Origin of the sequence: Maritimibacter sp. DP1N21-5, assembly GCF_019218295.1 — a bacterium.
Classification (GTDB): domain Bacteria; phylum Pseudomonadota; class Alphaproteobacteria; order Rhodobacterales; family Rhodobacteraceae; genus Maritimibacter.
In genome coordinates this window covers 168,262-180,199 of the sequence record NZ_JAHUZF010000006.1, presented here as the reverse complement: position 1 = coordinate 180,199, position 11,938 = coordinate 168,262, and the positions used below count along the sequence as shown (strand labels likewise).

Here is an 11,938-nt window from a genome sequence, read left to right as displayed (position 1 = left end):
TTTGAACAAACAGGACACGAAGAGCGGCCTGAAACCGACCGTCAATGACATTGCCCGCGTGGCGGGTGTGTCGCTGGCGACGGTTGACCGTGTCCTGAACGCGCGCCCCGGCGTGCGCTCTGTCACCATCGACAAGGTGAACAAGGCGATTGCCGAGTTGGGCTATGTCCGCGACACGGCGGCGGCCAACCTGGCGCGGGGGCGTGTCTATAACATGCTGTTCATTCTGCCGGACACGGACAACGAGTTTGTCGTGGCGCTGGATGCGCATGTGACCGAACAGGGCGCAAAGCTGCGCCATCAGCGGACGACATTGGACACCGTGCGTGTGCCGCCCTTCGATCCGCAGGCCATCGTTCAGGCGCTCGACAGCGTGGATGCCACGCGGACGGACGGTGTGGCCGTCTTCGGGCCGGAAACTCCGTCGGTGCGGGACGCCGTCAAGCGCGCGCGGGCACGCGGAATTGTAGTCGTGGCCCTTGTTGCTGATCTGCCAAGTTCGGACCGCGACCACTTCATCGGTGTGGACAACGTGGCCGCTGGCCGGACAGCCGCGCATCTCATGGGCCGCTTTGCCAAACGGGGCGGGCGGGTGCTTGTCATCACGGGCTCGCGGCTTGCGCGGGACCACCTGGAGCGGCGCAAGGGCTTTGACGCCGTCATGTCGGACCGTTTTCCGGAGCTGGATGTTGTTGCCAGCATCGAGGGGCGGGACGATCCCGAGTTGATCCGCAGGATGCTGCCGGAGGTCTTTGCGTCCTATCCGGACCTCTGTGGCATCTACTCGTCTGCAGCAGGCAATCCGGGGCTGATCCAGTATCTGAGTGACAATCCGCATCCCGGTCTCGTCGTCGTTGCGCACGAGCTGACGCCGACCTCGCGCACCGCCTTGGAGCAGGATGTGTTTGATGCCATCATCTCTCAGGACACGGGCCATCTGGTGCGTTCTGCCGTGCGGCTGATGAAGGCCACGGCGGACCGCCAGCCCATTGATCACACGCAGGAACGGATCCGCATCGACATCTATTTGAAGGAAAACATGCCGTCCCCATAGCGGCATGAAGGGAGGAGACATCATGAAAACCATCAAGGGCCCGGCGCTGTTTCTGGCGCAGTTCGCAAGTGACGAGGCGCCGTTCAATTCGTGGGACGCGATCACCAAATGGGCGGCTGAGTGCGGCTACAAAGGCGTGCAGGTCCCCAGCTGGGACGGGCGTCTGTTCGATGTGATGAAGGCCGCGGGCTCGCAGGACTATTGCGATGAGTTTCTTGGGGTGGCGCGCGAGAACGGGGTCGAAGTGACCGAATTGTCGACGCACCTGCAGGGGCAGCTTGTGGCCGTGCATCCGGCTTATGACAGCGCGTTCGACGGGTTTGCCGCAGAAGAGGTGCGCGGCAATCCCAAGGCGCGGCAGGAATGGGCGGTGGAGCAGGTGAAATACGCCCTGTCCGCCTCATCCCGCATGGGGATCAAGGCGCACGCGACCTTCTCCGGCGCTTTGGCGTGGCCTTACATCTACCCGTGGCCGCAGCGCCCGGCGGGTCTGATCGAAGCGGCTTTTGACGAGTTGGCAGCGCGCTGGCGTCCGATCCTGGATCACGCGGAGGAGATGGGCGTCGATGTCTGCTATGAAATCCACCCCGGCGAAGACCTGCACGACGGTGTGACTTTCGAGATGTTCCTGGAGCGTTTGGACAACCATCCGCGCTGCAACATGCTCTACGATCCCAGCCACTATGTGCTGCAATGCCTTGATTACCTAGACAATATCGATATCTACAAGGATCGCATTCGCATGTTCCACGTTAATGATGCGGAGTTCAATCCGACCGGGCGGCAGGGCGTCTATTCCGGCTATCAAAGCTGGGTGGATCGAGCCGGACGGTTCCGCAGCTTGGGTGACGGGCAGGTGGATTTTGGGGCTGTGTTTTCGAAGATGGCCGCCAACGACTTTGACGGTTGGGCTGTAGTGGAATGGGAATGCTGCCTGAAGCACCCCGAAGATGGCGCACGCGAAGGGGCGCAATTCGTCAAGGATCACATCATTCGCGTGACCGAACGTGCGTTCGATGACTTCGCTGACGGTGGCACGGACGAGGCAGCGAACCGGAAGATGCTGGGCATAGACGACTAAGCGTTGGCGCTTGTGGCAGATCGGCCCTTCGGGGAGGATTTTTTTGAAACAGGGAAGAGGGACGGTTGCGCTGACATGCCGACCGGGAGGATGACATGAGCCGGATCAAATTGGGTATGGTGGGTGGCGGCAATGACGCCTTTATCGGAGCGGTGCACCGTATCGCAAGCCGCATTGATGATCGTTTCGAATTGGTAGCGGGGGCGTTGAGTTCGACGCCAGAGAAGTCGCAGGCCAGTGGTGAGGCGCTGGGCCTGCCGCGTATTTACGACGACTTCAAGCAGATGGCGCAGCGTGAGGCGCGGCGGAAGGATGGCATCGATGCGGTCAGCATCGTGACGCCCAACCATGTGCACTACGCCGCCGCGCGCGAGTTTCTGAAGCGTGGCATTCACGTCATTTGCGACAAGCCGCTCACCTCGACCCTGGCAGACGCCAAGAAGCTGGTGAAGGCAGCCGAAGATAGCGATGCGCTGTTTATCCTGACCCACAATTACACGGGCTACCCGATGGTGCGGCAGGCGCGTGAGATGGTTGCAAATGGCGATATTGGCGCCATTCGGGTGGTGCAAGTAGAGTATCCGCAGGATTGGCTGACGGTCGAGCAAGACTTCAAGCAGGCCGAGTGGCGGACGGATCCGGCGCGCTCGGGTGCGGGTGGGTCTACGGGTGACATTGGCACGCACGCCTTCAACCTTGCTTGTTTCATCACCGGGCTCGAGGTCGATAGCCTCGCCGCCGATCTGACAGCCTTTGTTCCTGGACGGCAGGTGGATGACAACGGCCACGTCATGTTGCGCTTTGACGGCGGGGCCAAAGGAATGCTGTGGTGCAGCCAGGTGGCGCCTGGGAACGAGAACGCGCTGCGCATCCGGGTCTATGGCGACAAGGGCGGGTTTGAATGGGCGCAGGAGGATCCGAACTACCTGTGGCACACGCCTTTTGGTGAACCCAAGCGCCTGATCACGCGCAATGGGGCGGGGGCAGGTGATGCAGCGGCGCGTGTCTCGCGTATCCCGCCGGGTCACCCCGAAGGATATCTTGAGGGCTTTGCCAACATCTACACCGAAGCGGCGGACGCGATCATGGCGGCCAAGGCGGGACAGGGCGTGCCTGCTGACGTGCTCTATCCGACCGTCCATGACGGGTTGAAGGGCGTGCAATTCGTGTCGGCTTGCGTCAAGTCCTCGGCCCGGAACGCGGCTTGGGTCAAGCTCGACCACTAACAATAGGGGCCATGGGGCGGCTTGACCCGCCCCGGGCCTTGCCATATCTGAGGCATCGGAGCTGCGGGCGTTGTGTAGTGGTAAGACCTTAGCCTTCCAAGCTAATGACGCGGGTTCGATTCCCGCCGCCCGCTCCAAACCTTCCCCATGCGCCGCCCTGTCCACTTGACCAGACTGCACTGGTACATGCATGTGCGGGATTGAGTAGTTTCCGGAGACCGCATGGCCGACCAGACGACCGCCGCCGCACCGCCCAACCCGGGCACGGAAGAGCGCGAAAAATCCAAGCAGATTGGCGCCTTGCGCGCGCTTTGGCCCTTTGTTGCGCCCTATTGGAAGCTCATGTGCGCGGCGATTGCAGCGCTCGTGTCGACGGCCATCGTGTCGCTGACGCTGCCCCTGGCTGTCCGCCGGGTGGTGGACAATTTCAATACCGAGCATTCGGAAATCCTCGATCTCTATTTTCTTGCCGCCATCGGCATAGCTGGGCTTTTGGCCATCGGCACCGCCGTTCGATACATGCTTGTCACGCGGCTCGGCGAACGGGTCGTTGCCGACATCCGCAAGGCCGTTTTCGACCGCGTGATCGGCATGTCGCCCAGTTTCTATGAAAACATCATGACGGGCGAGGTTTTGAGCCGGATCACCACCGACACCACGCTGATCTTGAGCGTGATTGGCTCGTCCATCTCCATCGCCCTGCGTAACGTGTTGATTTTTATCGGCGGTTTGATCCTGATGCTGCTGACGTCTGCCAAACTGACGGGGCTTGTTCTGCTGATCGTGCCTGCTGTCGTGGTGCCGATCCTCGTGCTCGGGCGGCGCCTGCGCGTGTTGAGCCGCGAGAACCAGGACTGGATTGCTGCTTCGTCCGGCAGTGCCTCGGAACAGTTGAGCGCCGTGCAGACGGTGCAGGCCTTCACCCACGAGGCAACCAGCCGAGCGATGTTTTCGGACGTGACGGAGTTGAGCTTTGGTTCGGCCCGTCGTCGGATCGCGGTGCGGGCCTTGATGACTGCCATCGTGATCTTCCTTGTGTTTGTCGGGATTGTCGGGGTGCTGTGGATTGGTGCGAACGATGTCCGGTCGGATGTGATGACCATGGGCGCGCTGATCCAGTTCGTGATCTACGCTGTGATGGTGGCCGGGGGCGTGGCGGCTCTGTCAGAAATCATCGGAGAATTGCAGCGCGCGGCCGGTGCGACGGAGCGATTGGTGGAGTTGTTGCAGGTCGAGGATGCGGTGCAAGATGTGGCTGCACCAGCACCTGTGCCATCGCCGGTCAAGGGGCATATTCAGTTCGAGGATGTACGCTTTGCCTATCCCGCGCGGCCCGGGATCAATGCGCTGGATGGTGTGACGCTCGACATTCAGCCGGGTGAAACGGTCGCCTTTGTCGGTCCGTCCGGGGCTGGGAAAACGACGATTATTCAGATGCTTCTGCGGTTCTACGATCCCCAGGACGGGCGGGTTTTGCTGGACGGTGTGGACGTTGCCGAGATGGCGCGCGAGGCATTCCGCCAACAGATCGCGCTTGTGCCACAGGATCCGATCATCTTTGCCGCATCTGCCGCCGAAAACATCGCCTTCGGGCGACCGGGTGCCACTGCGGCAGAGATACAGGCCGCGGCGCAGGCGGCCGCGGCGCATGAGTTCATCAGTGCGTTGCCGCAGGGGTACGACAGCCCGCTCGGTGAACGTGGCGTAATGCTGTCCGGTGGACAGAAGCAGCGTATCGCCATTGCGCGTGCGATCCTGCGGGATGCGCCGGTCCTGCTGCTGGACGAAGCGACAAGCGCGCTGGATGCAGAAAGCGAGCGTGCGGTGCAGGAGGCGGTGGATACGCTAGCGCAGGGGCGCACGACGCTGATCGTGGCGCACCGTCTCGCCACCGTGAAGATGGCGGACCGGATTGTCGTCCTCGATCAGGGGCGCATCGTGGCCCAGGGGCCGCATCACCAGCTTGTGGCCGAAGACGGTCTCTATGCCCGTCTCGCGCGATTGCAGTTCACGGATGGGGTCGCCGCCGAGTAGCGCGTACATACAGCTTTGACCCAAGGTCACCCGATCTGACGCCGCGTCCGACCGGACGCTGACCCCTTGCAATGCTTGAACATTGCGGCAATCCACCGCATCTTGTTGGACGAGGGATCAATGCGCCAACACGAATAAATACATGGCGCTACAGGGAGGAAGACCATGACATATGCCGGGTTCGCGGACCGCGATGCCATTGAAAACGAAATGCCATGGGAAGAGCGTGACGTCGCCAAGACCCTCTTTGGTATGCTCAGCAACACGGCTGAAAAGTTCCCCAACCACAACGCTGTCAGCTTCCAGATATTCTCGGATCCGAAGTCCAAGGCCGAGACGCTGAACTGGACCCAATTGCAAGGCCGTACCGCGCAATGCGCCAACATGTTGCGCAGTCATGGTATCGGACCGACAGATGTCGTGGCCTATGTTCTGCCCAATGCGACCGAGACCATCGTGACACTGCTGGGCGGTGCGACCGCTGGCATCGTGAACCCCATCAATCCGCTGCTGGATGCCGAGCAGATCGGTGCCATCCTGCGCGAAACAAATGCCAAGGTCCTTGTCACCCTGCGCGCGTTCCCCAAGACGGACGTGGCGCAGAAGATGTCCGAGGCGGTCAAGCTGGCGCCCAACGTCAAGACCGTGCTCGAGGTCGATCTGCTGGGCCACGTGTCGGGTCTCAAATCCTTCATCATCCCGCTGATCCGTCCGAAGATGGAAAAGGCGCCGGGCGTCACCTATCTGGACTTCAACGCCGAATGTGCCAAGCAGCCGACCACGCTGCAATTTGAGGACGTGCAGGAAGATCGCGTTGCCTGTTACTTCCACACGGGCGGCACAACCGGCATGCCGAAGGTCGCGCAGCACAAGTATTCGGGCATGGTCTACAATGGCTGGGTCGGGGCGACCACGCTTTTGACCGCCGAAGATAACATATTGGCGCCATTGCCACTTTTCCATGTGATGGCGGCGCATGTGTTGTTGTTGGGTGCGGTTGCATCCGGCGCGCACTGCGTTTTCCCGACGCCTCAGGGCTACCGGGGCGAGGGTGTGTTCGACAATATCTGGAAGCTGACCGAGCGCTGGAAGATCACCTTCATCGCCTCCGTTCCCACGGCTATTGCGGCGATGATGCAGCGCCCGATCGATGCCGATATCGGCACGGTGAAGTCCACGTTCTCCGGTTCGGCGCCGCTGCCGCAGGAACTGTTCAGGCGCTATGAAAGTGCTGCCGGCGTCGAGATCGTCGAAGGCTATGGCATGACCGAGGCGACCTGTCTCGTGTCCGGCAACCCCATCGACGGCGAGAAGAAAATCGGGTCCGTTGGCATCCCGTTCCCCTACACCGAGGTCAAGATCTACAAGGGTACTCCCGAGGGCCCGATCGAGGCCGGTGTGGACGAGATCGGCGAGATCTGCGTCAGCAATCCAGGGGTCTGGCCGGGCAATACATACACCGAGGCGGATAAGAACAAGGACTTGTTCTACAATGAAAAATTCCTGCGCACGGGCGACCTGGGCCGCCGCGATGCGGACGGGTATCTGTGGATCACGGGGCGCGCCAAGGACCTGATCATTCGCGGTGGTCACAACATTGATCCTGCCGAGATCGAAGAGGCATTGCTTGGCCACGAGGCCGTCGCCTTTGCCGGAGCCATCGGGCAGCCAGACCAGCATTCGGGCGAGGTGCCGTGTGCTTATGTCGAGCTTGTCGACGGGGCCAGCGTGACGCCGGATGAGCTGATGGCGTTCTGCAAGGAGCATGTGCACGAGCGGGCGGCGCAGCCTAAGCACATGACCATTATGGACGAGTTGCCGAAAACGGCGGTTGGCAAGATCTTCAAACCCGACCTGCGGAAAGAAGCCATCACCCGCATCTACAATGCGGCGCTGAACGATGCCGGGTTGAAGGCGGAGATTGTGGCCGTGACCGATGACAAGAAGCGTGGGCTGGTGGCGCAAGTGGTTGCCAATGGCGAGAGCGAGACCGCGATCCAGACGGTGCTGGGCGACTTTGTCCGGCCCTGGGAAATGTCGTCGGAGGCGATGGCGGCCGAGTAATCCTTAACGCACCGTGCGGTGCGCTGTGAGACCGGGGAAGGCGCGAAACTGCGAAGTTTGTCGCGCCTTCTGCACATTTTGGGGCCTGTGAATGCACCCGATTTCGGGGTGGATTTGGCAAACTGCGATATTTGGTCGTGAAACTGCGCATTTTGGGGCGCTGTGGCCGGTTAAGCTTCTGTTCACATGTGCAGTGCCGTTAACCTTTCTGCCGGGCCGTTAACGGGCGGGTCATCTTTGCCGTGACATGACAGAGACGTGAGCGGTCTTGGCCGCTGTTTCGCAGTAGGGTTGTCGGACAACATCTGCGAACGAGAGAGCCCATGCCAAAGTCCAAGAAACGCGCAAAGGCGGTTGCGCCGTCGCCCGCACCCTCCGGCGGCGTATCGCGCCGGTCACTCCTTGGCGGTGGGGCTGTTGCCTCTGCCGTTGTGCTTGGGGGTGGGTTTTGGGGCGTGAGTTCGTTTCGGTCCTATGCGGCGGAGCACGACCTGACCCGCGTGGGCAAGGGCGATCTGGCCATCGTGCAGATCCATGATCCGCAATGTCCGACCTGCACGGCCTTGCAGAAACAGACGCGGCGGGCGCTGCGTGATTTTGACGACTGCGGGATGGCGTATCTGGTGGCGGACATCAACACACCCGAGGGAGCCGCCTTTGCCCGGCGGTTCAATGCGCCGAATGTGACGCTTTTGCTGTTTGACGGGCAGGGGGCGTTACAGCGTCGGGTGCAGGGTATGCAGCAGGCGGCGGATCTGGCGCAGGTGTTTGCGGCGCACAAGGCGGCGGTTTGAACGAAGCGTCTCGGGCACGGAATCAAGCCGAAGGCGCCGTGCCAGCGCCGGCTCGTCCCGGCGGGCTGCCGCTACCTATCCGTTGGGGCGCAGCAGGACTGTCATAGGCAAATGACAACGGTAAAGTGCACTGAAAGGGCGGTGGGGCGGCAGCCCACGGGCCGCCCCTGGCAGGGCTTCGGTTAGCTTAGAAACGGCTTGGCCTGCATCGTGTCCGGGATGTCTGCGCCGAGGCGATGCAGGATGGTGGGCGCGAGTTGCAACTGGTCGATGACGGTGTCCGCGTCCGGCCCCGTTGCGTCCCCGAAATAGTAGAGCGCCGTCTCCTGCTGCAGCGCGCCGCGCCCGCCGTGGTGGCCGCGTTCGTCCTGTCCGTGGTCGGCGGTCACGATCACTTCGTACCCCATGTCGCGCCAGCGCGGAATGAAGGGGGCCAGCATTTCGTCCATGACGAAACAGGCAGCGTCCATTTCCTGGCTTTCGTGGAAGAAGCGGTGGCCCATGCTGTCGAGTGTGCAGGTGTGCAGCATCCCGTAGCTGAGGTCGAAGCGGGCGCAAAGGTTCGTGAGCGTGCCGAAGAGGTCCACGTCTGAGGGCGTCATCTGATTGTTGGCGCCGTAGCCCGTCATAGTGTGGAAGCGCCCGTGGTTGATCGTGTCGCTGTCCGGCTCGTCGTATTCGATGTCGCGGGTGACATCGAACGGGTGACGGTTGAAGAATTCGGACCAGAAGGAGTGGGCGACGGCCCCGGTGGTGCCGCCTGTCTTACGGACCTGACCGAAGACATCCGGGTGCGTCAGGCGAAAGACGTTGCCGTTGCCGGTGCAGCCGTGTTCGGCAGGTGTGACACCGGTATGGATCGAGGCATAGCAGGAGGCGGAGATCGACGGGATGACGCTGCGGTGCGTCCATGTCTGGGCGTCACCGCTGTCCACCCATCCTTCGAGATTGCCGAAGAGGCGGCGGAAATTGCGCAGCGGTACGCCGTCGAGGATGATCAGCAGGAGTTTGTTGGTCATGGCAGGCCCCCTTCGTGTCAGGGCACTGTAGGCATACGGGCGTGACGGGACCAAGACACAGTTGTGCAGGTCAGGTTGCGAAATTGGTGGGTGGGCCGGGGCGGACGCGCTTTGCCCTTGGCAAAGACGCCCCGCCCGCCGTCCCTTAGTTGCCGGCGCTTTCCATCTTGCGGTTGGCGATCACGTCTTCGAGCCAGCCGAGTTTCATTTCCGGCACCGAGCTGAGCAGGAGGTCGGTGTAGTCGTCATAGGGGGGCGTGAGCACTTCGGACTTGGTGCCGTAGCGCTGGACCTTGCCCTGGTACATCACCGCGATGCTGTCGGAGATCGCTTTGACCGTGGCGAGGTCATGGGTGATGAAGAGGTATGCCACGTCCTCGATCTTTTGCAGGTTCAGGAGCAGTTTGAGGATGCCGTCTGCAACGAGCGGGTCGAGGGCTGATGTGACCTCATCACAGATGATCAGTTTGGGTTTTGCGGCGAGCGCACGGGCGATGCAGACGCGCTGTTTCTGGCCGCCTGAGAGTTCTGCCGGGTAGCGGTCCTGGAAGCCTTTTCCCAGCTCGATTTCGTCCAGCAGTTCCTGGATGCGTTTTTGTTTTTCGACGCCTTTGAGCCCGAAGTAGAATTCGAGGGGGCGTCCGATGATCGTGCCAACAGTTTGGCGCGGGTTCATGGCGGTGTCGGCCATCTGGTAGATCATCTGCAGCTCGCGCAAGTCTTCGATGCTGCGGGAGGGTTGGTCGGGGCTGAGCGTGCGGCCTGCGAAGGTGATCTTGCCGGCCGTGGGGGGCAGGAGGCCCGTGATCACCCGTGCGAGGGTGGATTTGCCGGAGCCGGATTCCCCCACCACCGCCAGTGTCTGACCCGGGCTGATGTCGACGCTGACATCGTGCAGCACGTCGAAGCTGGTGCCCTTGTAGCGGGCGGTGATCCCTTCGACGCGCAGGACGGGTTCGGTGGGTTGTTTTTCCTCGTGCGTGATCGAGCGGACGGAGACGAGCGCCTTGGTGTAGTCTTCCTGCGGCGCGTTGATGATCTGATCGGTGGTGCCGTATTCGACCATGCGCCCATGGCGCAGCACCATGATATGGTCAGAGACCTGCGCCACCACGGCGAGGTCGTGGGTGATGTAGAGCGCGGCCACGCCGGTGTCGCGGATCGCGTCCTTGATCGCTTTGAGCACGTCGATCTGCGTGGTGACGTCGAGCGCCGTGGTGGGTTCGTCGAACACCACGAGGTCGGGTTCGGGGCAGAGGGCGAGCGCCGTCATGCAGCGCTGGAGTTGGCCGCCGGAGACCTGGTGCGGGTAGCGGGTGCCGATCGTGTCTGGGTTGGGGAGGCCGAGTTTCTTGAACAGTTCCACCGCACGTTTCTGGGCTTGGGATTTGGTGAACTTGCCCTGGCCCACGGCGGCCTCGATCACCTGTTCCATGATCTGCTTGGCCGGGTTAAAGGAGGCGGCGGCGGATTGGGAGACGTAGGTCACTTCTGCGCCGCGCAGTTTGCGGATGTCCTTGAGCGGGGCTTTGAGCACGTCGCGGCCATTGACCTCGACCGAGCCGGCGGTGAGTTTCACGCCGCCGCGCCCATAGGCCATGGAGGCGAGGCCGATGGTGGATTTGCCCGCGCCACTCTCGCCGATCAGTCCCAGCACCTTGCCCGGTTCGACGTCGAAGTCGACGCCGTGCACGATGTCGATGTCGTGCGGTTTTTCCCCCGGCGGATAGACTGTGGCGCCGATTTTGAGGCCGCGGACTTTGAGGAGTGGTGTGGTCATGGTTGCATATCCCCGGGGCTCTGCCCCGGACCCCGAAGTATTTTCAGCCAGAAGAAAGGAGGTGTCATCCGCGGCCCCCTTTGAGAGACGTGGTGCGGTTGAGGATCCAGTCGGCGATGAGGTTGACGCTGATCGCCAGCGTGGCGATGGCGACCGCCGGGTAGAGGGCGGCGCCGATGCCGAAGTTGATACCTTCCTTGTTCTCTTTCACGATGCCGCCCCAGTCCGCGAGCGGGGGTTGCACGCCAATGCCGAGGAAGGAGAGTGTCGAGATGAAGAGCACCATGAAGATGAAGCGCAGACCCATTTCGGCGACGAGGGGCGAGAGCGCGTTGGGGAGGATTTCGCGGAAGATGATCCAGCCGAGCTTTTCGCCCCTGAGCCGGGCGGCTTCGACGTAGTCCATGACCGAGATGTCCACCGCGACGGCGCGGGCGAGGCGGTAGACGCGGGTGGAATCGAGCAGGCCCATGATGACGATCAGGGTGACCACCGTGGCCTCGATGCTCGACAGGATGACGAGGGCGAGGATCAGGGATGGGATCGACATGAAGAGGTCGACGAGGCGTGACATGACCTGATCCACCCAGCCGCCGGAGACGGCGGCCAGGAAGCCGAGGACGGAGCCTGTGGTGAAGCTGAGGATCGTGGCGGCGGTGGCGATGAAGATCGTGGTCTGGCCGCCAAAGATCATGCGGGTGAGCAGGTCGCGCCCGATCTGGTCGGTGCCGAGCCAATGGGCGGCTGACGATGGCTCCCACACGTCGCCCACGGTTTCGGCCATGCCGTAGGGGGCGATGAGCGGCGCGAAGAGCGCGGCGAGGAAGTATGTGCCGGTGATGATGAGGCCGAGGGCGGCGGAGAGGGGGATGTTTTTTAGCATAGT

At 62.1% G+C, this 11,938-nt stretch carries 9 protein-coding genes and 1 tRNA gene; 7 read left to right on the top strand and 3 right to left on the bottom strand.

What is annotated here, in order from left to right; genetic code table 11:
• Nucleotide 1 precedes the first annotated feature (1 nt).
• From KJP29_RS08480 to KJP29_RS08450, 7 genes are all read left to right on the top strand, one after another.
• Entirely contained in the window at nucleotides 2–1,054 is a 1,053-nt protein-coding gene (locus tag KJP29_RS08480; RefSeq protein WP_218463150.1) for a LacI family DNA-binding transcriptional regulator, read from the top strand.
• Between the two features lie 22 nt (nucleotides 1,055–1,076).
• Nucleotides 1,077–2,135: a sugar phosphate isomerase/epimerase gene (locus KJP29_RS08475; RefSeq protein WP_218463149.1), complete on the top strand. Its 1,059-nt coding sequence runs from the start codon at nucleotides 1,077–1,079 to the stop codon at nucleotides 2,133–2,135.
• Between the two features lie 95 nt (nucleotides 2,136–2,230).
• Nucleotides 2,231–3,361, top strand: coding sequence for a Gfo/Idh/MocA family protein (locus KJP29_RS08470; protein WP_218463148.1), 1,131 nt, complete (start codon nucleotides 2,231–2,233; stop codon nucleotides 3,359–3,361).
• A 63-nt stretch (nucleotides 3,362–3,424) separates the two neighbouring features.
• Nucleotides 3,425–3,498: transfer RNA gene (locus KJP29_RS08465), tRNA-Gly, on the top strand.
• 85 nt (nucleotides 3,499–3,583) lie between these two features.
• A complete protein-coding gene (locus tag KJP29_RS08460; RefSeq protein ID WP_218463147.1) occupies nucleotides 3,584–5,395 on the top strand; it encodes an ABC transporter transmembrane domain-containing protein in 1,812 nt (603 codons plus the stop codon).
• Between the two features lie 165 nt (nucleotides 5,396–5,560).
• Nucleotides 5,561–7,459: an acyl-CoA synthetase gene (locus KJP29_RS08455; RefSeq protein ID WP_218463146.1), complete on the top strand. Its 1,899-nt coding sequence runs from the start codon at nucleotides 5,561–5,563 to the stop codon at nucleotides 7,457–7,459.
• A 455-nt stretch (nucleotides 7,460–7,914) separates the two neighbouring features.
• On the top strand, nucleotides 7,915–8,253 hold the full coding sequence (locus tag KJP29_RS08450) for a hypothetical protein (RefSeq protein ID WP_218463145.1): 339 nt from the start codon (nucleotides 7,915–7,917) through the stop codon (nucleotides 8,251–8,253).
• A 182-nt stretch (nucleotides 8,254–8,435) separates the two neighbouring features.
• Here the strand turns inward: KJP29_RS08450 and KJP29_RS08445 are convergent, their stop codons facing one another.
• From KJP29_RS08445 to KJP29_RS08435, 3 genes are all read right to left on the bottom strand, one after another.
• Nucleotides 8,436–9,272 (bottom strand): alkaline phosphatase family protein, encoded by an 837-nt coding sequence (locus KJP29_RS08445; protein WP_218463144.1) that lies wholly within the window; start codon nucleotides 9,270–9,272, stop codon nucleotides 8,436–8,438.
• Between the two features lie 145 nt (nucleotides 9,273–9,417).
• Entirely contained in the window at nucleotides 9,418–11,052 is a 1,635-nt protein-coding gene (locus tag KJP29_RS08440) for an ABC transporter ATP-binding protein (protein WP_218463143.1), read from the bottom strand.
• Nucleotides 11,053–11,116: 64 nt separating this feature from the next.
• A complete protein-coding gene (locus KJP29_RS08435; RefSeq protein WP_218463142.1) occupies nucleotides 11,117–11,935 on the bottom strand; it encodes an ABC transporter permease in 819 nt (272 codons plus the stop codon).
• Nucleotides 11,936–11,938 lie beyond the last annotated feature (3 nt).

What these genes read in the sequence shown, in the direction of transcription:
- KJP29_RS08475 (WP_218463149.1), top strand. Translation starts at nt 1,077, where the DNA reads ATGAAAACCATCAAGGGCCCGGCGCTGTTTCTGGCGCAGTTCGCAAGT.
- KJP29_RS08470 (WP_218463148.1), top strand. Translation starts at nt 2,231, where the DNA reads ATGAGCCGGATCAAATTGGGTATGGTGGGTGGCGGCAATGACGCCTTT.
- KJP29_RS08460 (WP_218463147.1), top strand. Translation starts at nt 3,584, where the DNA reads ATGGCCGACCAGACGACCGCCGCCGCACCGCCCAACCCGGGCACGGAA.
- KJP29_RS08455 (WP_218463146.1), top strand. Translation starts at nt 5,561, where the DNA reads ATGACATATGCCGGGTTCGCGGACCGCGATGCCATTGAAAACGAAATG.
- KJP29_RS08445 (WP_218463144.1), bottom strand. Translation starts at nt 9,272, where the DNA reads ATGACCAACAAACTCCTGCTGATCATCCTCGACGGCGTACCGCTGCGC.
- KJP29_RS08440 (WP_218463143.1), bottom strand. Translation starts at nt 11,052, where the DNA reads ATGACCACACCACTCCTCAAAGTCCGCGGCCTCAAAATCGGCGCCACA.
- KJP29_RS08435 (WP_218463142.1), bottom strand. Translation starts at nt 11,935, where the DNA reads ATGCTAAAAAACATCCCCCTCTCCGCCGCCCTCGGCCTCATCATCACC.